Genomic DNA, 20,274 nt, shown 5'->3' on the forward strand with positions numbered 1-20,274 from the left:
TTTACATGCGGCGGGTCGGTAACAGTCCCAAGGTTCCCCGGATGGCTCATCCCCAGCGGCAAGCGCGTCGTGGCCCTGTTCTTGTCGCCAGCCTGATCGCCCTTGCGGCGGCCGCCGGCCTGTCGTTCCTGGGCGCCCGCGCGGCCGCGGATTTCATCCAGACCCGCTCGGCCCAGGATCTGCGCGCCGCCCTGGCCGATTACGAATGGGTAGAGGTCAGCACCGACGGCCTGCAGGTGCGGCTGGAGGGCATCGCGCCCGACGAGGTGCAGCGTTTTCGCGCCCGCGCGCGCGCCGAAACCGTGGTCGATGCCGGCCGGGTGATCGACCGGATGCAGGTCGCCGCCGCCGCCGAACTGGCCACCCCCGCCTTCGAGATCGAGCTTTTGCGCAACGACCGGGGCGTTTCGATCATCGGCCTGGTCCCGGCGACGCTGGACCGCGCCGCGCTGGTCGAGCGGCTGAAGCGCCAGACCGGCGTAGCCCAGGTCTCGGACCTGATGGAAAGCGCCGACTACCCGGTTCCCGAGGCTTGGGAGGATGCCTTTGCCCTCGGCCTCAGGGCCGCGCAGCTGGCCAAGCGGGCCAAGATCTCGATCGCGGCCGGGGCGGTCTCGGTCCGCGCCATCGCCGACAGCCCGCGCGAGAAACGCGACCTGGAGATGGCGCTGAACCGCGCCAGGCCGGCCTCGGTGACGCTGACCGCCGACATCACCGCGCCGCGGCCGGTGATCGCGCCCTTTACCCTGCGCTTCGTCAAGGACGGGGCGGGCGCCCGCTTCGACGCCTGCGCCGCCGACACCGAAAGCGCGCGCGACCGCATCCTGGAGGCCGGGCGCGCTGCCGGCGTGCCGGACGCGGCGCCTTGCACGCTGGGCCTGGGCGCGCCCTCTCCGCGCTGGGCCGATGCCGCCGTCCCTGCCATCCGCGCCGTCGAGGCGCTGGGGGCGGGCTCGGTCACGATCTCGGATACCGATGTGGCGCTGCTTGCCCCCCCCGAGGTCGCGGCGGCAGCCTTCGACGAGACGGTGGGCCGGCTTGAGGCGGCGCTGCCCCCGGCCTTCACGCTGGCCGCCCGGCACGAAAAGCCCGGCGAGGTCCAGGCGGGACCGGCCGAGTTCTCGGCCATGGTCGATGCAGGCGGCGTCAGCCTGCGCGGCCGCATCACCGACGAGCGGATGCGCGACGCGGTGGAAAGCCTGGCGCGGGCGCGTTTCGGCCAGGTGGACAGCGCGCTGCGCAGCGATGCCTCGGTCCCCGAGGGCTGGACGCTGCGCGCCATCGCCGCGCTCGAGGCGCTGGACGGGCTGGTGCGCGGCGAGGCCAGGGTGACGCCCGAGCTGGTGCGCATCAGCGGTGTCTCGGGCAGCCAGACCGCCTCGGACATGGCGGCGGCGCGGCTGGCGCAGCGGCTGGGTGCGGGCGCGCGCTATGAGCTGGCGATCCGCTACGACCGGCGCATGGACCCGCTCCTGGGCCTGCCCTCGGGCGTCGAATGCGTCGACCGGCTGAACGCGGCGATGCAGCAATCCGAGATCGGCTTCGAGCCGAACAAATCCGTCATCGCCGGCGATCCGGGACCGACCCTGGCGCTTCTGGCCGAGACGATGAAGCTTTGCGCGGATTTCCGCATCGAGATCGGCGGCCATACCGACTCGCAGGGGTCCGAGGGTTTCAACGCCGAATTGTCGCGCGCCCGCTCGCAGGCGGTGCTGGCGGCGATGACCGAGGCCGGGATGGACACCCGCAACATGACCGCCAAGGGCTATGGCGAAAGCCGGCCCATCGCCGATAACGACAGCGATGCCGGGCGCGAGGCGAACCGGCGCATCGAATTCATGCTGCTGGCCGACGATCCGGTCGTGACCGAGGCGCCGGCCCCCGCCGAACTGGTCAAGGGCGTGACCGACAGTCCCGAAAGGGTGGCGGCGCGGGCCGCGCAAGCCGCGCGCCATGCCGCGACCGCCGCCATCGGCCCGGCGCTGGGCGTGCCCACCGACCCCGAGGCGGCGCTGTTCGCCGCGACCGAGCCGGTGCGGCTGCTGCTGTCGGGCGTCGATCCCGCGCGCGTCGCCAGCCGGCCGGCGCAAGAGGCCGCGCTGCCGGAACTGCCGGCGCTGCGGGCCGCGACCCAGCCCGCGGCCAGCTTGCTGCCCCCGCCCGCCGAGCCGGTCGATCCCGTCGAGGCCGCCACCCGCCCCGCGCGCGAGGCGCTGGTCGGCGCCGCCACCGAGGCGGCGACCATGCCCGCGCGCGATGCCTTGCACGTGAACCGCCCCCTGCCGCGGCCCGCGGCGCCGTGACCCGCAACCCCTTGCCCTGAAGCCCTTCGCATGAACCGCACCGAATTCATCGTCGCCACCGCGATCATCCTGTTCGCCGCCTTCATGCTGGGCTGGTTCGCAAGCTGGCTGATCCACCGCCTGTCCCGCGTCACCCGCGCCGAGATGGGCGAACTGGAAAGCATGGCCCAGCAGCTGCACGAGGCCGAGGAGGAACGCGACCGCGCCGTGGACGCGCTGGAGACGCGCGAGGCCGACCTGGTCGCCCGGCTGTCCCGCACCGAGGCCGAGCTGCGCGCCCGGCAGGCGCAGCTGCACGAAAGCCTGACCGAGATCGAGGAACTGCGCGCCTATATCGACCGCAAGCTGGGTCGCTAGCTTCCGCCCAGGCCGAACCGGCTGCCGATCCAGCCCGCCGCCGAGGAAGCCGCCGCCACCGTCCCCGAGGCCGCGCGGCCGATCGAGGCGCGGACCGAGTTCTGCTCGTCCAGCGCCCGCAGGATGCGCTCGATGGCCATGTCCTCGCGCTCGTCCAGCTTGCCGTCGGCATGCGCGATCTCCAGCAGCAGCACCTTGATCTCCTGCTGGATGGCAGTGAACTTGCAATCGGGATTGGCGTGGACGAAGGCGGCCAGGGCCTGGGTCATCTCGGCCAGCCGGGACTTGTCGGCATTGGCTTGCAGCACCGACAGCGCCTGGCCGACGTAATCCGCGTCATAGCCCCAGTCATGCACGAAGTAATCGCGGATGACGGCGACTTCGCGCGGGTCGATCTGCCCGTCCATCGCCGCGACCTTCAGCGACAGCGACCCCATCAGGTCCAGCATCGAGGCGCCCAGCAGGTCGATGGGCGTGTGCAGGAAGCGGGGCACCACCTCGACGCGGGACGCCTCGTAGCCCTTGAAAAGCCGCGTCACCCCGTAATAGGCGCCGCCGCTGGCCAGGGCCGCGGCGACGACCCAGCCCACCGGCGTCGCCGCCGCGCCGCCGATGCCAAGGGCTGCCATCAAGCCGGACTTGGCAAAGAAGGTCGAGGCGACGACCCCCGATTGCGCGATACCGGCCCCGGTGGCCGCGGCGCCGCCCAGGTCCGACAGGCTGCCGATGGTCTTGCCGAGCTTGAGCGAGGTAAAGGCGTCCTCGCGGATGCCCAGCCGGGCCTTGAACTTCAGGTCATTGGCGATGACGCGCTTGACCTCGCTGAACGCGCCGATCTGGTCCTGTTCCGTGGTCATGCCGCAACCGTCCCGAAGCTGGCGAATTGCCGGGCCACCCGGTCCATCGCTTCTTTCATCGCGTGCTGGCGGATGTCCTCGATCGCGCCCGCGGTAAGGCCGATCAGCTGCAGAAGCTTGTTCAGTATCAGCGTGAGAGCCGCCCCGACCCCAAAGGGGATCGCCCCCGATCACGGCGGTGAGCGTCAGCGCGACCGCCACGCCCAGGGCGGTGTTGGGGATCGTCCGCGCCAGCCAGAGGGCGATGCTGACCATGCGCCGGCCGATGGCCACCACGACCTCGCCGACCTTGATCGTGAATTGCGCCGGGTCGTAAAGGGGTGCCTTGAGGTCGGCGGACAGCGCGCTGCGGTCCAGAAAATCCTTGCGCTTGCGCAAGGGCGGCGCGGTCTGGCAAAACGCGATGGCATCGTCCAGGCCGGGCGGCACAAATTTTCTTGCATTGCAAGCTATTGCGCGAATTGTCCCGCGACAACTCCAGCAGCGGGCCTTGGCGCCGCAACCGGGTTTCGCGCAAGGGCGGCCTGTCCAGATCGGCCGGCCGGAACGAAAAAAGGGCGCCGTTTCCGGCGCCCCCCTTGCGATGGCTGCGGTGGCTTAAACCCCCGCCTCGATGATGGCGCGGGCCAGGATCGGGATGGTGCTGTCGTTCAGACCGGCGATGTTGATGCGCGAATCGCCAACCATGTAGATGCCGAATTCTTCCTTGATGCGCTTGACCTGCTCGGGCGTGGCGCCCAGGCGCGAGAACATGCCGCGATGCTGGGCGACGAAGCCGAAGCGGTCCGAGCCGCTGAGGTCGCGCAATTCGCCCGCCAGTTGCTCGCGCAGGCGCAGCATGCCGCCGCGCACCGCTTCCAGCTCGGCCATCCAGTCGGCGCGCAGCTCCGGCGTGTTGAGCACGGTCGAGACGATCTTGGCGCCGTGGAAGGGCGGGAAGGAATAGGTCTGACGGTTCAGGAAGGCCATGGCGCCCTGCGCCAGCTCGCGCGTCGCCGCATCGGCGCACAGCGCCAGCAGGCAGCCGGTGCGTTCGCGGTAGATGCCGAAGTTCTTGCTGCACGAGGCCGCGACCAGCACCTCGGGGATGCGCGAGGCGATCAGCCGGGTGCCGGCCGCGTCCTCTTCCAGCCCGTCGCCGAAGCCCTGGTAGGCCAGGTCGATCAGCGGCAGCGCGCCGGTCTGCTCCAGCACCGAGGCCACCTCGGCCCATTGCTCCAGCGTCAGGTTGGCGCCGGTCGGGTTGTGGCAGCAGCCGTGCAGCAGCACAACGTCGCCCTTTTTCGCCGTGGCGATGTCGGCCTTCATGCCCTCGAAATCCACGCCGCGGGTCTCGGCGTCGAAATAGCGGTAGGTCTGGACCGGCAGGCCCATGAAATTCATGATCGAGACATGGTTCGGCCAGGTCGGGTCGCTGACGAAGACCCGCAGGTCGGGGTTCGCCATGCGCGCCAGCTCCAGCGCCTGGCGGATGGCGCCGGTGCCGCCGACGGTGGCCAGCGTCGCGGTGGTCTCGGGCTTGAGCCCGTCGCCCAGGATCAGCTCGCCCATGGCCTTGTGGAACTCGGGCTCGCCCGACAGGCCGGCATAGGTCTTGGTGGTCTCGGTCTCCAGCATGCGCTGTTCGGCGGCATGGACGGCGCGCATGATCGGGGTGTGGCCGGTCGCGTCCTTGTAGACCCCCACGCCCAGGTCGATCTTGCCCTGGCGGGGATCGGCCCTGAATTCGCCCATCAGGGCCAGGATCTTGTCGGGGGCCTGCGGTTTCAGATTGCCCAGCATCACGCGTCTCCGGTTGCGATTTTAAGGTCGGGGAAGCTGCCCCATTCGGTCCAGCTTCCGTCATAAAGCGAATGGTCCCGGTGCCCGATCCGTTCGAGCGCCAGGAACAGCGAAGCCGCCGTCACCCCCGAGCCGCAGGTGGTGATCACCGGCTTCGACAGGTCCACCCCCGCCGCCTCGAACTCGGCCCGGAGTTCGGCGGCCGGCTTCAGCGTGCCGTCCGCGTTGTAGAGCCGGCCGAAGGGCAGGCTTTTCGAGCCGGGGATGTGGCCCGAGCGCAGGCCGGGGCGCGGCTCGGGCGCCTCGCCGCGGAAGCGTTCGGCGGAACGGGCATCGACGATCTCGTGATCGGCCAGCTTGCTGGCCGCCGCGACCTGGGTCACGTCGCGCACCAGCGCCGCCTGGCGCTGCACGGTGATGTGGCGGTCGCGCAGGATCGGCGGCATGTCCTCGATCTCGCGGCCCTCGGCCAGCCATTTGCCCAGACCGCCGTCCAGCACCGCCACGTCCTGCTTGCCCATCAGCTTGAAGGTCCACCAGACCCGCGCCGCCGAGCGCACCGGCGAATTGTCGTAGACCACCACCTGATGGCCGTCGCCGATGCCCATGGCGCGCATGCGGCTGATGAACATCTCGGGCTGGGGCGCCATGTGCGGCAGTTCGCTGCGCTTGTCGGCGATCTCGTCGATGTCGAAGAAGCGGGCGCCGGGGATATGCGCGGCCATGTATTCGGCCCGCGCGTCGCGGCCGGGTTCCAGGAACCAGGTGGCGTCGATGATGCGCAGGTCGGGATCGTTCAGATGGGCTGCCAGCCAGCCGGTCGAGACCAGCACCTTGGGATCGTCGGAATCGGTGGACATCGGCCTTCCTCCCGCGCGCGCAGAAACGACACCGATGTAACCGCAGCCGCGCGGGGCGGCAAGGCTTAACCCTGCTTCAGCAAACGCTGTTTTTGCCGGTTCCAGTCGCGCTTGGCCGCGGTTTCGCGCTTGTCGGCGACCTTCTTGCCCTTGGCGACGCCGATCTTCAGCTTCACCTTGCCGCGGTCGTTGAAATACATCACCAGCGGCACCAGCGTCATGCCCTCGCGCCCGATGGCCTGCCACAGGCGGGCCAGTTCCTTGCGCGAGACCAGCAGCTTGCGGCGGCGCCGTTCCTCGTGCCCGAAGACGCCGGCCTGCTTGTAGGCGGCGATATAGGCGTTGATCAGCCACAGCTCGCCCTGTTCCACCGAGGCATAGCTTTCGGCGATGTTGGACTGGCCGGTGCGCAGGCTTTTCACCTCGGACCCGGTCAGCACGATGCCGACCTCGAGGTCGCTTTCGATGAAATAGTCGAAGCGCGCCCGGCGGTTCTCGGCGATGATCTTGTAGTTCGGGTCGGATTTCGTGGCCATGATCGGGCAGAGATAGGGCGGGGGGCCGCGGCTGTAAAGGCCGGGCCTTCACCCTGGCCCCAGGATCAGCCGCAGCAGGGCCTGCGTCCCGGCGGTCACGTCGCGCCAGGTGGCGTCGAAGCCGGCGGCCTCGCCGAAATAGGGATCGGCGACCGCCTGCCCCCTGCGCCCCGGCACATGGTCCAGCAGCAGGGACAGCCGCGCCCGCCCCTCGGGCGGCGCAAGACGGCGCAGGGCGGCCAGGTTTTCGTGGTCAATGGCGACGATATGGTCGAAGCGATGGAAGTCGTCGGGCCCGACCTGCCGGGCGCGTAGGTTCGATATGTCGATGCCGGCCCGTGCCGCCACTGCCTGCGCCCGGCGGTCGGGCGCGCGGCCCAGGTGCCAGTCGCCGGTCCCGGCCGAGTCGACCAGCAGCCGCGCCCCCGCGGCTTCGGCCGCGGCGCGCAGCGCGGCCTCGGCCAGGGGCGAGCGGCAGATATTGCCCAGGCAGACGAAAAGAACCGATTGCGGCATGATCGACCTCGATGGACCGGCACCATCTTGCCAGTCCCGCGCAAGCTGGCCCAGACTGGCCGCAAAGAAAAGCAGGGAGACGGCGGCGATGCGGCATGGCGGGCAGATTCTGGTCGATGCGTTGAAGGCGAACGGGGTCGGGCGGGTGTTCTCGGTCCCCGGCGAAAGCTTCCTGGCGGCGCTGGACGGGCTTTACGCATCCGGCATCCAGAACGTCACCTGCCGGCACGAGGGCGGTGCGGCGATGATGGCCGAGGCGCATGGCAAGCTGACCGGGCGGCCGGGCGTGGCCTTCGTCACCCGCGGTCCCGGTGCCACCAACGCCAGCGCCGGGGTGCATGTGGCGCGGCAGGATTCGACGCCGATGATCCTGTTCGTCGGCCAGATCGCCCGCGCCGACCGCGACCGCGACGCCTTCCAGGAGGTCGATTATCGCGCCATGTTCGGCCCGCTGGCGAAATGGGTGGCCGAGATCGACCAGACCGAGCGCATCCCGGAATATGTCTCGCGCGCCTTTCACCTGGCCATGTCGGGCCGGCCCGGCCCGGTGGTGCTGGCGCTGCCCGAGGACATGCTTTCAGCCCGCGCCGAGGTGCCGGACCTGGCCCCGCCGGCCCCGCCGCTTTCCGCCGTCGCCGCGGAATCGATCAAGGCCATCGCCCAGGCGCTGGCCGGGGCCGAGCGGCCGCTGGTCGTGCCCGGCGGCACGCTGTGGTCGCAGGCGGCCGCCGACGACCTGGCGCGCTTTGCCGCAGGCTGGGGCCTGCCGGTCGCGGTGCCCTTCCGCCGGCAGGGGCATATGGACAATGCGCATCCGAACTATGTCGGCGACCTGGGCGTCGGCATGAACCCGGCGCTGGGGCAGGCGCTGTCGCAGGCGGATTGCGTGCTGTCCCTGGGCTCGCGGCTGGGCGACACGCTGACGCGCGGCTACGAGCTGATGGACCCGGTGCGCCCGCATGCGCGGGTGATCCACGTCCACCCCTCGCCCGACGAGCTGGGGCATCTGTGGCGGCCCGATCCGGGGCTGGTCGCCGATCCGCGCGCGGTGGTGGCGGCGCTGGCCGCCTTGCCCGCGCCGCGGCGCTGGGACGATTGGACCGCCGGGCTGCGCGCGGGCTACGAGGCGTGGCAGCAGCCCCGCTCCACCCCCGGCGCGGTGCGGATGGAGGCGGTGGCGCGCTGGCTCTCGGACCACCTGCCGCCGGATGCGATCGTCACCAATGGCGCCGGGAACTACGCGGCCTTCATCCATCGCTATTACCGCTTCCGCCGCTTCGGCACGCAGCTGGCGCCGACCTCGGGCTCGATGGGCTACGGCCTGCCCGCCGCCATCGCCGCCAAGCTGGAACATCCCGGCCGCAGCGTGGTCTGCATGGCCGGCGACGGCTGCCTGCAGATGACGGTGAACGAGCTTTCCACCGCCGCCCAGCATGGCGCTGCCGTCATCGTCATCGTGGCCAACAACGGCCATTACGGCACCATCCGCATGCATCAGGAGCGCAGCTATCCCGGCCGCGTCTCGGGCACGGCGCTGGCCAATCCCGATTTCGCCGCCCTGGCCCGCGCCTATGGCGGCCATGGCGAGCGGGTCGAGCGGCAGGAGGATTTCGCCGAGGCCTTCGCCCGCGCCCAGGCCGCCGGCACCCTGGCGGTGCTGGAGCTGGCGCTGGACCCCGAGGCGCTGAGCACCGGCGCCACGCTGTCCCAGACCCGCGCGGCGGGCGAGGCCGGGCTGCGCCGGGCCTGATGAGTGCGCACGCGGACGGCAAGGGCGGCCGATTGGCCGCGGATCGCGCCCACGGGAGCAGGGCCGTGGCCCGGATCAGGCGCGGATGGTTTTCCCGGAAAGCGTCGGCCCTAGAACCCGCCGATCCAGACCAGCGCGGCCGCCAGCGCGGCGGTCGCGGGCACCGTCACCAGCCAGGCGCCCAGGATCATCCGCATGTAGGACCGGCGCACCAGGTGGCGGCGCCGGCGCTCCTCGGCGGGCAGGGGGGCGTGGCTGGCCGCCAGCCGGCGGTCGCGCCATTCGCGATAGAAGCCGACGCCGAACACGCCCCCCACCGCGACATGCGTGGTCGAAAGCGGCAGGCCCAGAAGCGAGGCCCCCAGCACCGTCGCCGCCGTCGCCAGCGAGACGCAAAGCGCGCGCGACGCGTTCAGCCGGGTGATGCGGCTGCCGACCATATGCACCAGCCGCCGCCCGAAAAGCAGGATCCCCAGCGCGATGCCCAGGCCCCCCAGCAGCAGCACCAGCCGGGCGCGCAGATCGTCGTCCCCCCCGGCCGACAGGCTGTCGAGGATGATGGTCAGCGGCGCGGCCACGTTCGAGGTGTCGTTGGCGCCATGCGCAAAGCCCATGACCAGCGCCGCGGCGATCAGCGGCACCGCCAGCAATTGCTTCATCGCCAGACGCCCGCCGGCCTCGCCGCGCGACTGCCGGTCGATGCGCCGCCGGGTATAGGCCCAGCCGAGCGCGCCGCAGGCCAGGGCCAGGCCCGCATTCGCCGCCAGGCCCGAGCCGTGCCAGGCCAGCTCCGCCACCCCCGCCAGCATGGCCGAGGCCAGCCCGACCACCACCGGCATCCAGGTGCGGGCGGCGGCGACGCGATCCTTGCGGTCCAGCACCAGCGCGCGCAGCAGCGCCATCAGCCCCGCCGCCGCCAGGCCCGAAACCAGCGGCGAGACGATCCAGCCAAAGGCGATCATCCCCATCGCCGGCCAGTTCACTGCGCCCAGGCCAAAGGTCGCCATTCCCGCGCCGGCGATGGCGCCGACCACGGAATGCGTGGTGCTGACCGGCGCGTCGAGCCAGGTGGCAAGGCTGATCCAGCTGCCCGCCGCCAGCAGCGCCGCCAGCATCATCCGCGCCGTCGCCTCCCCCTCGCCCAGGGTGCTGCCGACCAGCCCCTCGGTCAGCGTGGCGGTGACGGCGCTGCCGGCGATGACCGCGCCCAGAACCTCCATCCCCGCGACGAGCATGAGGCCCGCGGTCATGCCGATGGCCCCCGCGCCCACCGCCGGCCCCAGCGCGTTGGCCACGTCGTTGCCGCCGATCGACAGCGCCAGATAGGCCGCGACCGCCAGGCCGGCCGCCAGGATGCCGATGGCCGGCTGGTCGGCGAAGAACCCGGTGCCGACATAGCTGGCCGCGGCGATGAAGATCAGCGCCAGCCCCAGCCGCATCAGCGGCCGGGCCGAATGCAGCACCGCGCGCTCGGCATTGGTGACGCGGCTCAGATCCTTGTCGAGCGTGCGGTATTCGCGGGGTTCGCGTCTCATTCCGGGGGGTGCCGCCGCTGGGCGGGCAGGCGGCGCAGGATCTGCTTCAGCCCGGTCTCGGCCACCATGCGGGCTGCGTCCTCGGGCGCGAACCAGCGGCGCCTGCGCTCATGCGCCTCGGGGAAATCCTCGTCCAGCCCCTCGACGTAAAGCGGAAAGACCCGCACCTCGACCGGGATGGCGAAGCCGCGGTCCTGGTCCTTGTCATAGTGATAGCGGCCGATCTCGGCCTCGGCGACGCGGCCCTTGACGCCGGCCTCCTCCCAGGCCTCCTGCCGGGCGGCATCGGCCAGGCTGCGGCCGGGCATGGGCCAGCCCTTGGGCACGATCCAGCGCCCGGTGCCGCGGCTCGTCACCAAAAGCACCTCGCCGGTCGCTTGGTTCAGGCACAGCGCCGCGACCTGCATGTCGGGCGGGCGGCGGCCGATCAGCCGCGCCAGCCTATCGCGGAACTGGACGATCATGCCGGATCCTCCGCGTCGCGGATGCGGCCGCGCCCGGCCTTGACCTCGCCGCGCTGGGTCTTGGCGGCCAGGCGGCGGCGCTGGCTGCCCAGCGTCGGCCGGGTCGGGATGCGCTTGCGCGGCGCGACCAGCGCCTGGCGGATCAGCTCGGCCAGCCGCTCGCGCGCAAGCTCGCGGTTGCGGGCCTGGCTGCGGGTCTCCTCGGCCCGGATCAGCAGGGCGCCGTCCTGCGTCCAGCGCCGCCCGGCCAGGCGCTTCAGCCGCGCCTTGACCGGCGGCGACAGGTGCGGCGACCGCTCGGCCTCGAATCGCAGCTCGACGGCGGTCTCGACCTTGTTCACGTTCTGCCCGCCCGGTCCCTGGGACCGGGTGAACTGTTCGGACAGTTCCCATTCCTCGATGGCGATCTGGTCGGTGATGCGCAGCATGGTGCGAATATGTCGCAAATCCCGGCCAAGAAAAGGTCAAGCGAATCACGAAGCGCGCAAATTGTCTCAGTGCAGCCGGATTGCCGCACTGGCCGAGGCGCCATCGGCATCCAGCACCGTCAATTCGGCAAAGCCGGGGCCGGGATGGGGCAGGCTGGCCACCGGCTGCGGCTGTGCGACGGCGGCGGGCGCCCCGTTCACCAGGAAGGTCCAGGGCCCACGCCCGCCCCGCGCCTTGGCGGTCAGCGGCCCCCGCGCGTCGATCTCGGCCCCGTCGGGCGGGTAGGTCAGGCGCAGCGCATCGGGGGCGGCGGGGCCCGCCGCCAGGGCGCTGGCCCGTCCCGGCGGGGCAAAGCGGCGCAAGGGCAGGGGCAGGGCGCTGTTCGGCAGCGTCAGCGCCTGCGGCGGGGGCGGCGGCAGCGCCACCGCGGGCAGCGCGTCGAAGAGGTCGAACAGCACCGGCGCCGCCAGCTCGCCGCCAAACGCGCCGGGCACGGGCGTCCCGTCCGGCCGGCCCAGCCAGACCGCGGCGACATGCGCGCCGTCGAAGCCCACCGCCAGCGCGTCGCGATGCCCGTAGGAGGTGCCGGTCTTGTAGGCCAGCGGCCGCAGCCGCGTGCCGTGCGGAGCCGGGTTCTGGCCCAGGATATGCCCGACCTGCCAGGCCGCGACCGGGCCGAACATCGGCGCCGCCCGTTCCGTGCCCCCGCCCGGCAAAGGCGACAGGCCGATGCCCCGCCCGCCGCGGGCCAGCGCGCCATAGCCCTCGGCCAGCCCCTCCAGCGTGACGCCGGCGCCGCCCAGCACGATGGCCAGCCCCGGCGCCTCGCCTGTCAGGCGCAGTTCGATCCCGCCGCGGCGCAGGGCCTGGGCGATGCGGTTCGGCCCCACCGCCTCGGCCAGCTTCACCACCGGGATGTTCAGCGACCAGATCAGCGCATTGCGCAGGCTGACGGTGCCGCGGAAATGACGGTCGAAATTCTGCGGCTGCCAGCGGCCGAAGGCGGTCGGGCGGTCCTCGATCAGCGTTTCGGGATGCGCGAGCCCGTCGTCGAAGGCCAGCCCGTAGACAAAGGGCTTCAGCGTCGAGCCGGGGCTGCGCCAGGCCCGCGCCATGTCGACGAAGCCGGCCGATGCACCGTCGGTCCAATCCGCGGCGCCGACCTCGGCCAGGATCTCGCCCGTCCGGTGGTCGGCCAGCACCACGGCCGCCGACAGCCGCCGCCCGGCGCCCTGCACGGCGCGCGCGGCCAACGCCTCGGCCCGGCGTTGCAGGCGCGCGTCGATGGTGGTCTCGATCCGCAGGGCACCGGGATGCTCGCGCAGCAGCCGCGCGGCCAGCAGCGGCGCCAGCGCCGGAAAGGCGCGCCGCACCCGCGGCACCGGTTCGGCCATCGCCGCCCGCCCGTCGGCGGCCGAGATCAGCCCGGCCCGCACCGCCCGCGCCAGCACCCGGTCCCGCGCCGCCCTGGCGGCTTCGGGGAAACGGTCCGGCCGCCGCGCCTCGGGCGATTGCGGCAGCGCCACCAGCAGCGCGGCCTGGGCCGGGGTCAGTCGCCGCGGCTCCTTGCCGAACCATTGCAGGGACGCGGCCCGGATGCCCTCGACATTGGCGCCATAGGGGGCAAGGCGCAGGTAAAGCGCCAGGATCTCGCGCTTCTCCAGCCGCCGCTCCAGGGCCAGGGCCAGCCGGATTTGGCGGGCCTTGCCGGCCCATTGCCCGGTCGGTCCCTCCTCGATCAGCCGGGCCACCTGCATGGTCAGGGTGGATCCGCCCGAAACCACCCGCCCATGCCGCAGCGCCTGCCAGCCCGCGCGCAACAGCGCCCGCCCGTCGATGCCGGCATGGCCCGCAAACCGCCGGTCCTCCCAGGTCATCAGCATGTCGAGAAACAGCGGATCGACCGGCCCCGCATCCAGCCGCCAGCGCCCGTCCGCGACCTGGAAGGCGCGCAAAAGCGAACCGTCCCGCGCCACCACCTCGACCCCCACCGGCACGTCCAGCCGGGGCAGGGCGGTGGCATCGACCCAATCGTCAAACCGGTCTCGCAGCCCCGCCCCGATCCCCAGGACCAGGACGCAATTCATCAGAAACAGGGCAAGGCGGCGCGTTCTCATGACCCATCAATACGCCAGGCGCGGCATGGAAAGAACCTTGGCTTCTTCGTTGCCCAAATACCCATGCGGCGGTGCAATCCGCAGCTATTTCGCCTCTTCCTCGCCAAACAGCCCCTTCAGCCCGCGCGCGATCAGGTTGCCGACGCGGGGCCGGGGCTGGTGCAGGAAGGGCAGCGGCCGGCAGACCTCCATCGCCGCGATGCCGACGCGGGCGGTCAGCGCGCCGTTCACCACCCCCTCGCCGAAGCGCTTCGAGACCTTGGCGAGCAGGCCCCCGCCGGCGACGGTATGGATCAGGTCGTCGCCGGCCGCGACCGCGCCGGTGGCGATCAGATGCGTCATCACCGTGCGCGCCAGCCGCCAGCCGCCGACGGCGCCGGCGCGGCCGCCATAGATCTCGGCCATGCGGCGGATCATGCGCAGGTTCGCCGCCAGCGCCGCGATGACGTCGGCCAGCGCCAGCGGGATCAGCGCGGTCGCGGCGGCGACGGTGCGGGCGGCGGCCTCGATCTCGCGCCGGGCCTGCTGGTCCAGGGCGGCCAGCAGCTCGGTTTCGGCCAGGGCGATCAGCGTCTCGGCGTCATAGGCGTCGCCCTTGCGCTCGCGCAGGCGGCCGAGCCCCCATTCCAGCTCGGGTCGGGCGCGATACAGGCCCTCCATCCGCGCCACCACATGCTGCGCGGCCTTCAGGTCGCCCGAGGCCAGCGCCGCCCCGGCCGCGCGGTTGATGCCGTCGATGGCGGCAAAGCGCGACCAGGCGCGGTATTCGCGCCAGGCCATGCCTAGGGCGGCCAGGCAGAACAGCACCATCAGCGCGATGCCGATCCAGCCCAGCAGCGGATAGCTGTTCAGCAGGTCGGTCAGATAGCGCAGCGCCGCCACCGACAAAAGGAAGGTGAACAGCGCCACCCCGGTATTGATGAAGAACCGCGTCAGCCGCGACGGCCCGCGCCCGACCAGCCGCGCCACCAGCTGCATGGTGCGCGGCTGCGGCAGGGGCGGCAGCCCGTCGTCGATCATCGGCGCATCGGCGGGCGAGGGCGCGGGTTCGCCCTCGCGCCACTCGGCGCGCGGCGCCTTGCGGTCGCGCTGGCCGGCTTGGGCGGGCTGGGGGCGGGGCGGCTCGGCCGGTTCGGGTGGCCCGCCCATCTCCATCAGCACCGGCCCGCGCCGTTTCGGGGGTTCAGCCATGGCGCCCTCCTATAGCCTGTCGCCGATCAGGAACTCGGCCGCGCGGTCCAGCCGGATATGCGGCGGCCCGTCGCCCGGCCGCAGCGTGCCCGGCGCCGGGGCGAAATCCATGATCGCATAGTCGCCGTCCAGCCAGCGCGCCGCGCCCTGGCTTGCCGGCACCAAGAGCTCGGCCGGATTGGCCGGCAGCTCGCCCGGATAGAAGGCCGCCTGCCGCCCGTCCATCAGCGTGCCGCGCACCGCGGGCAGTTCCTCGCCGTCCTGGCGGATCATCTCCTCGGTGGTGGTGCGCAGCGAGGCGACGGACATGGCCTCGGTCCGCGCGCCGGAGAAATCGGCGCGGTCGCGCGCCTCGCGCAGCATGGCGGCGGTGATCGCGGTCAGGCGCGGATGCTGGATGTGGTGCAAATGATCGGCCTTGGTCGCGGCGAACAGGATGCGCCCCACCCGGCGCGCGCCCAGAAGCTGCGCCAGCCACCCCGCCCGGCCGGGGCGAAAGGCGCCCAGGATGTCGGCCATGGCGCGGCGCATGTCCTCGACCGCCGGCGGCCCGGCATGGATCGCGCCCAGCACGTCCATCAGCACCACCTGTCGGTCGATGCGGGCGAAATGGTCGCGGAAGAAGGGCTTCACCACCCGCGCCTTGTAGGCCCCGAAGCGGCGCGCGAACTCGCGCCCCAGGGGCGTCGCCCGCATCTCATGCGGCAGCGGTGTGAAGGTCAGCGCCGGCGAGCCCTCCAGCTCCCCCGGCATCAGGAAGCGGCCGGGGGTGCAATCCGACCAGCCCGCGTCGCGTGCCCGGTGCAGGTGGCTCGTATAGGCCGCGGCCAGCGCCTGCGCGGCGGTCTCGTCGAAGCGCCCCGGATCGGTCGCGGCCAGCGCGGCGCGGAAGGTCTCGGCGCCGGGGCGGCCGGCCATGCGGTCCAGCACCTCCTGCGACCATTGGTCGAAGTCCTTTTCCATCAGCCGCAGGTCCAGGAGCCACTCGCCCGGATAGTCGACGATGTCGAGATGCAGCACCTGCTGGCCGCGCCAGCCGGCGATCAGCCCGCGCGGCTGCACCCGCAGGGACAGGCGCAGCTGGCTGACATGGCGCGTGCCCTCGGGCCAATGCGGGTCGGGGCCGGTCATGGCGGCCAGGTGGCGCTCATAGTCGAATCGCGGCACGGTGTCGTCGGGCTGCGGCTGCAGCCACGCCGCCTTGAGCGAGCCGTCGGCCGCCGCCCGCAGCGCCGCCATCCGGCCGCGGTCCAGAAGGTTCGCCACCAGCGAGGTGATGAACACGGTTTTGCCCGCCCGCGACAGTCCCGTCACCCCAAGCCGCAGCACCGGGTCGGACATGCCCAGGCCCTGCATCAGATCGTCGGCGATACCCATTCCGTCCCTCGCTTTGGCCGGGTCAAGATAGGCAGGCCGGCGGCGGATGTGTAGGGGCAGGTCTTTTCGCCTGGGCGGCGCTTTGCCATAAGGCGCGAATGCAACTGCCCATCGACGCCGTATTGCCCGAACTGACCGCCGCGCTGGCCGCCCATGGCCGCGCGGTGCTGATGGCGCCGCCCGGCGCGGGCAAGACCACCCGCGTCCCCCTGGCGCTGCTGCCCGTCGTCACCGGCCGCATCCTCATGCTGGAGCCGCGCCGCCTGGCCGCCCGCGCCGCGGCCGAGCGCATGGCCGAGACGCTGGGCGAGCCCCTGGGCCGCACCGTCGGCTATCGCATCCGCGGCGAGGCGGTGCCGGGCAACCGCATCGAGGTCGTGACCGAGGGCATCCTGACCCGGATGATCCAGTCCGACCCCGAGCTTTCCGGCGTCGGCTGCGTGATCTTCGACGAATTCCACGAACGCAGCCTGAATGCCGACCTGGGCCTGGCCCTGGCCTGGGAAGCGCGGCAGGCGCTGCGCCCCGACCTGGCGCTGCTGGTCATGTCGGCGACGCTGGACGCCGAGCCGGTCGCGGCGCTGATGGACGCGGCGCCGGTCATCCGCTCCGAGGGCCGGGCCTTTCCGGTCGAGACGCGCTGGCTTTCCCGCCCGCTGCCCGCCGGCGCCCGGCTGGTGCCCGAGGCGGCGCGGCTGATCACGGATGCCGAGGCGGCGACGCGCGACATCGGCGGCACCATCCTGGCCTTCCTGCCCGGCGAGGGCGAGATCCGCCGGGTGCAGGCCATGCTGGACGTCCCGGCCGAGGTCTTGCCGCTTTACGGCGCGATGGATTTCAAGGCGCAGCGCGCGGCCTTGCAGCCCCAGGGCGGCGGGCGGCGGCGGATCGTGCTGGCGACCGCGATCGCGGAAACCTCGCTGACCATTCCCGACGTGAAGGTGGTGGTCGATGCCGGCCGGGCGCGGCGGGCGCGCTTCGATCCCGGCTCGGGCATGTCGCGTCTGGTGACGGAACGCGTCAGCCGCGCCGAGGCAGAACAGCGCCGCGGCCGCGCCGGCCGGGTCGCGCCGGGCATCTGCTATCGGATGTGGGCGCGGGCCGAGGAGGGCGCGCTGCCCGCATTCGCCCCGCCCGAGATCGCCGTGGCCGACCTCGCCGGGCTGGCGCTGGAGCTGGCGATCTGGGGCTCGGACGGGCGCGACCTGGCCTTCCTGACCCCGCCGCCCGAGGCCGCGCTTTCCGAGGCGCGGGCGCTCTTGCGCGACCTCGGCGCCTTGGACGCGGGCAACCGCATCACCGACCATGGCCGGCGCCTGGCGCCGCTGCCGCTGCATCCGCGGCTGGGGCACATGCTGGTCACGGCGGGGCGCGACGCCGCCGACCTCGCCGCGCTGATGGCCGAGCGCGACCCGCTGACCGGCGCCCCCGCCGACCTGGCCCTGCGCCTGGCGGCGATCCGCGACCTGCGCGCCTATCAGGACCGCCATCCCTGGCCGGCCAACCCCGCCACGCTGCATCGCATCCGCGACGAGGCCAAGCGCCTGCGCCGCATGGCAGCCGAGGGCGCGGGCCTCTCGCCGGGCGCCATGGCGGCGCTGGCCTATCCCGACCGCATCGGCCTGCGCCGCAAGGGCGAGCAACCGCGCTACGTGCTGTCGGGCGGCAAGGGTGCCGCGCTGCCCGAGGGCGACGCGCTGGCGGCGCAGCGGCTGATCGTCGCCACCGACCTCGACGGCGATACGCGCGAGGCGCGCATCCGCATGGCCGCCGCCGTGACCGAGGACGAGATCCGCGCCCTCTTCCCCGGCCGCATCGAGACCGTCGCGCTGGTGGAATGGTCGCGGCGCGAGGGCCGCATCCTTGCCCGCCGCCAGGAGCGCTTCGGCGCGCTGGTGCTGGCCGACCGGGCGCTGGACGACCCCGACCCGCAGGCGCTGGCCCGCGCCGCATTCGAGGGGCTGCGGGCGAACGGGCTGAACTGGACGCCAGGCGCCGCGCGGCTGCGGGCGCGGATCGCGCTGATCCCGGAACTCGGCCCGGTCGATGACGAAAGCCTGCTCGCCGATCCCGACTGGCTGCTGCCCTGGCTGGGCAAGGTGCGGACGCTTTCCGACCTGCGCGGGCTGGACCTGACCGAGGCGCTGAAGGCGCGCATCGGCTGGGACGGCCAGCGCCGGCTGGACCAGGCGGCGCCGGCGCATTTCGTCACGCCGCTCGGCCGCAAGGTGCCCATCGACTACGACCACGAAACCCCCTCGATCGAACTGAAGCTGCAAGAGCTGTTCGGCCTCGCGCGCCACCCGGTCGTCGGCAACCGGCCGCTGCGCATCACCATGCTCTCGCCCGGCGGCAAGCCCGTCGCGGTGACGACCGACCTGCCGGGCTTCTGGGCCGGCGGCTACGGCGATGTCAGGAAGGACATGCGCGGCCGCTACCCGCGCCACCCCTGGCCGGAAGACCCGCTGGAGGCCGACCCGACCACCCGCGCCAAGCCGCGCGGAACCTGATCATTTCTCTGTTCCCCAAATACCCCTGCGGCCGGGCAAGCTAGACCGCCTTCAGCCCCTTGAGCCGCAAGGCCAGCACGATCATCGCCCCGCCGATCAGCAGCGCGAACAGGCCGATCAGCCAGGCGATGCCCAGAAGTCCCGCCGCCGGCACCAGCGCCAGCAGCACGCCCCAGACCACCAGCAAGAGCCCGCTGAGCCCCAGCGCCCATTCGCCCTCGATCTCGTGCCGCAGCCGGATCGCGGCGATGATGCGAAAGATGCCGGCGACCACGCCCCAGGCGGCCATCCAGATGATGAAGGCCAGCGCCGTCGCCTCGGGCCAGAACAGCGCCATCAGGCCGATGGCGACGGACAGCGCGCCGTCCAGCGCCCAGGCCCACCAGCGGTCGTCCGCGGGCCTGCGCCGGAAGGCCATGACGATCGCCATCACCCCGTCGAAGATCGCATAGGCGCCAAAGACCAGCAGCAGGGCATAGACGGTCAGCCCCGGCCAGATTAGCGCCATCAGGCCGAACAGGATCGCCGCGATGCCGCGCAAGAGCGGCACCCACCAATGATCGGCCATCACCCGGATCAGGTTTTCCATGATAGTCGTCCCCTTTCAGACCCTTCTCAGGATCGCCGGATCGAAAGCCTCGGACCCGGTCTGACGGGGAAAGGTTAACATGGGGTTGCGCGAAACGGCCTGCGCGCGTTTCAGCAACCGAAAGTTGTGGCGAATTTGCTACAATGCCATCAGCGAGAGGCCACCAGCGAGGGGCCTTCAGCAAGGCGGGGCCTTCAGCCGAGACATGGGGGCAGGCTCATGCCGCGCAGGATCTCGGCCGCGGGCATCGGGCGCTTGCCCTCGCGCTGCGCCTCCAGCACCTCGACCGCGCCCTCGCCGCAGGCGATGGTGAAGCCCGACAGCACCTGGCCCGGCACGCCAGACCCGGCGGCAAGGCGCGAGCGCAGCAGCTTCACCCGTTCGTCGCCGACCACGCACCAGGCGCCGGGAAAGGGCGAAAGGCCGCGGATCCGCCGGTCCACGGCTTCGGCCGGCTGGCTCCAGTCGATCCGCGCCTCGGCCTTGCCGATCTTTTGCGCATAGGTCACGCCCTCGGCCGGCTGCGGCCGGGCGGGCAGGGGCAGGCGGTCCAGCGTCCGGGCGATCAGCGCCGCGCCCATCTCGGCCAGCCGGTCGTGCAGGTCGGCGGTGGTGTCCTCGGGGCCGATGGAGGTGCGCGCCTCGGCCAGGACCGGGCCGGTATCCAGCCCCGCCTCCATCTGCATGATGGCGACGCCGGTCTCGGCATCGCCGGCCATGATGGCGCGATGGATCGGTGCCGCCCCGCGCCAGCGCGGCAGAAGCGAGGCGTGGATGTTCAGGCAGCCCAGGCGCGGCGCCGCCAGCACCGGCGGCGGCAGGATCAGCCCATAGGCCACCACCACCGCCACATCGGCGGCCAGGGCGGCGAAATCCGCCTGCTCCTGCGGCGATTTCAGTCGCTCGGGCGTGCGCACGGGCAGGCCCAGCTCCTCGGCGGCGCGATGCACGGGCGAGGGGCGCGGCTTCTGCCCGCGCCCGGCCGCGCGCGGCGGCTGGGAATAGACCGCGACGACCTGGTGCCGCGCGGCGACGGCCCGCAGCGCCGGGACCGAGAAATCGGGTGTGCCCATGAAGATGACGCGCATCGCTGCCCTCCTT

The 20,274-nt window shown here is 72.3% G+C and carries 17 protein-coding genes; 4 read left to right on the top strand and 13 right to left on the bottom strand.

Features of this window, described 5'->3' with window-relative positions:
- The first annotated feature begins 41 nt into the window (after positions 1 to 41).
- Complete coding sequence (locus E3U25_RS22750; RefSeq protein WP_244295366.1) at positions 42 to 2,303, top strand: OmpA family protein; 2,262 nt, start codon at positions 42 to 44, stop codon at positions 2,301 to 2,303.
- Between the two features lie 30 nt (positions 2,304 to 2,333).
- Positions 2,334 to 2,660: a hypothetical protein gene (locus E3U25_RS22755; RefSeq protein WP_036760896.1), complete on the top strand. Its 327-nt coding sequence runs from the start codon at positions 2,334 to 2,336 to the stop codon at positions 2,658 to 2,660.
- On the opposite strand, the gene E3U25_RS22760 is transcribed toward E3U25_RS22755, so the two are convergent.
- The 5 genes from E3U25_RS22760 to E3U25_RS22780 form a co-directional block, all read right to left on the bottom strand.
- Positions 2,657 to 3,946, bottom strand: coding sequence for a TerB family tellurite resistance protein (locus E3U25_RS22760; protein ID WP_244295364.1), 1,290 nt, complete (start codon positions 3,944 to 3,946; stop codon positions 2,657 to 2,659). The genes E3U25_RS22755 and E3U25_RS22760 overlap by 4 nt on opposite strands.
- 168 nt (positions 3,947 to 4,114) lie before the next feature.
- A complete protein-coding gene (locus tag E3U25_RS22765; protein WP_116222976.1) occupies positions 4,115 to 5,299 on the bottom strand; it encodes an amino acid aminotransferase in 1,185 nt (394 codons plus the stop codon).
- The gene (gene sseA / locus E3U25_RS22770) at positions 5,299 to 6,159 is read right to left on the bottom strand and encodes a 3-mercaptopyruvate sulfurtransferase (RefSeq protein ID WP_114534792.1); all 861 of its coding nucleotides are present in this window, start codon (positions 6,157 to 6,159) and stop codon (positions 5,299 to 5,301) included. The genes E3U25_RS22765 and sseA overlap by 1 nt, the downstream gene beginning before the upstream one ends.
- Positions 6,160 to 6,224: 65 nt before the next feature.
- Positions 6,225 to 6,695, bottom strand: a complete 471-nt coding sequence (smpB, locus tag E3U25_RS22775; protein WP_036760902.1) for an SsrA-binding protein SmpB — start codon at positions 6,693 to 6,695, stop codon at positions 6,225 to 6,227.
- Positions 6,696 to 6,743: 48 nt separating this feature from the next.
- A complete protein-coding gene (locus tag E3U25_RS22780) occupies positions 6,744 to 7,211 on the bottom strand; it encodes a low molecular weight protein-tyrosine-phosphatase (RefSeq protein WP_116222975.1) in 468 nt (155 codons plus the stop codon).
- Between the two features lie 88 nt (positions 7,212 to 7,299).
- Here E3U25_RS22780 and E3U25_RS22785 point away from each other — a divergent pair, with 88 nt between their 5' ends.
- The gene (locus E3U25_RS22785; protein ID WP_116222974.1) at positions 7,300 to 8,961 is read left to right on the top strand and encodes a thiamine pyrophosphate-binding protein; all 1,662 of its coding nucleotides are present in this window, start codon (positions 7,300 to 7,302) and stop codon (positions 8,959 to 8,961) included.
- Positions 8,962 to 9,071: 110 nt separating this feature from the next.
- On the opposite strand, the gene E3U25_RS22790 is transcribed toward E3U25_RS22785, so the two are convergent.
- The 6 genes from E3U25_RS22790 to E3U25_RS22815 all read right to left on the bottom strand — a co-directional run bounded on the left by E3U25_RS22790 (position 9,072) and on the right by E3U25_RS22815 (position 16,074).
- Entirely contained in the window at positions 9,072 to 10,496 is a 1,425-nt protein-coding gene (locus E3U25_RS22790) for an inorganic phosphate transporter (protein WP_116222973.1), read from the bottom strand.
- Positions 10,493 to 10,960, bottom strand: coding sequence for an NUDIX hydrolase (locus E3U25_RS22795; RefSeq protein WP_036760910.1), 468 nt, complete (start codon positions 10,958 to 10,960; stop codon positions 10,493 to 10,495). The genes E3U25_RS22790 and E3U25_RS22795 overlap by 4 nt, the downstream gene beginning before the upstream one ends.
- Positions 10,957 to 11,388 carry an alternative ribosome rescue aminoacyl-tRNA hydrolase ArfB gene (arfB, locus tag E3U25_RS22800; protein ID WP_036760911.1) on the bottom strand — a complete coding sequence of 144 codons (432 nt, stop codon included), beginning with the start codon at positions 11,386 to 11,388 and terminating at the stop codon, positions 10,957 to 10,959. Before arfB ends, E3U25_RS22795 begins: the two co-directional genes overlap by 4 nt.
- A 66-nt stretch (positions 11,389 to 11,454) precedes the next feature.
- Positions 11,455 to 13,506, bottom strand: a complete 2,052-nt coding sequence (pbpC, locus tag E3U25_RS22805) for a penicillin-binding protein 1C (RefSeq protein ID WP_116222972.1) — start codon at positions 13,504 to 13,506, stop codon at positions 11,455 to 11,457.
- Between the two features lie 84 nt (positions 13,507 to 13,590).
- Positions 13,591 to 14,697: a YcjF family protein gene (locus E3U25_RS22810; protein WP_072460987.1), complete on the bottom strand. Its 1,107-nt coding sequence runs from the start codon at positions 14,695 to 14,697 to the stop codon at positions 13,591 to 13,593.
- A gap of 9 nt (positions 14,698 to 14,706) precedes the next feature.
- Complete coding sequence (locus tag E3U25_RS22815; protein WP_116222971.1) at positions 14,707 to 16,074, bottom strand: YcjX family GTP-binding protein; 1,368 nt, start codon at positions 16,072 to 16,074, stop codon at positions 14,707 to 14,709.
- Between the two features lie 98 nt (positions 16,075 to 16,172).
- Here E3U25_RS22815 and hrpB point away from each other — a divergent pair, with 98 nt between their 5' ends.
- Positions 16,173 to 18,584: an ATP-dependent helicase HrpB gene (hrpB, locus tag E3U25_RS22820; RefSeq protein ID WP_116222970.1), complete on the top strand. Its 2,412-nt coding sequence runs from the start codon at positions 16,173 to 16,175 to the stop codon at positions 18,582 to 18,584.
- A 40-nt stretch (positions 18,585 to 18,624) separates the two neighbouring features.
- Here hrpB and E3U25_RS22825 read toward each other — a convergent pair whose 3' ends face one another.
- Both E3U25_RS22825 and fmt read right to left on the bottom strand, forming a co-directional pair.
- Positions 18,625 to 19,173 carry an HdeD family acid-resistance protein gene (locus E3U25_RS22825; RefSeq protein ID WP_036760234.1) on the bottom strand — a complete coding sequence of 183 codons (549 nt, stop codon included), beginning with the start codon at positions 19,171 to 19,173 and terminating at the stop codon, positions 18,625 to 18,627.
- A 194-nt stretch (positions 19,174 to 19,367) separates the two neighbouring features.
- Positions 19,368 to 20,261, bottom strand: coding sequence for a methionyl-tRNA formyltransferase (fmt, locus tag E3U25_RS22830; protein WP_116222969.1), 894 nt, complete (start codon positions 20,259 to 20,261; stop codon positions 19,368 to 19,370).
- Positions 20,262 to 20,274: the final 13 nt, after the last annotated feature.

Source organism: Paracoccus versutus (assembly GCF_029909795.1).
Lineage (GTDB): Bacteria > Pseudomonadota > Alphaproteobacteria > Rhodobacterales > Rhodobacteraceae > Paracoccus > Paracoccus versutus.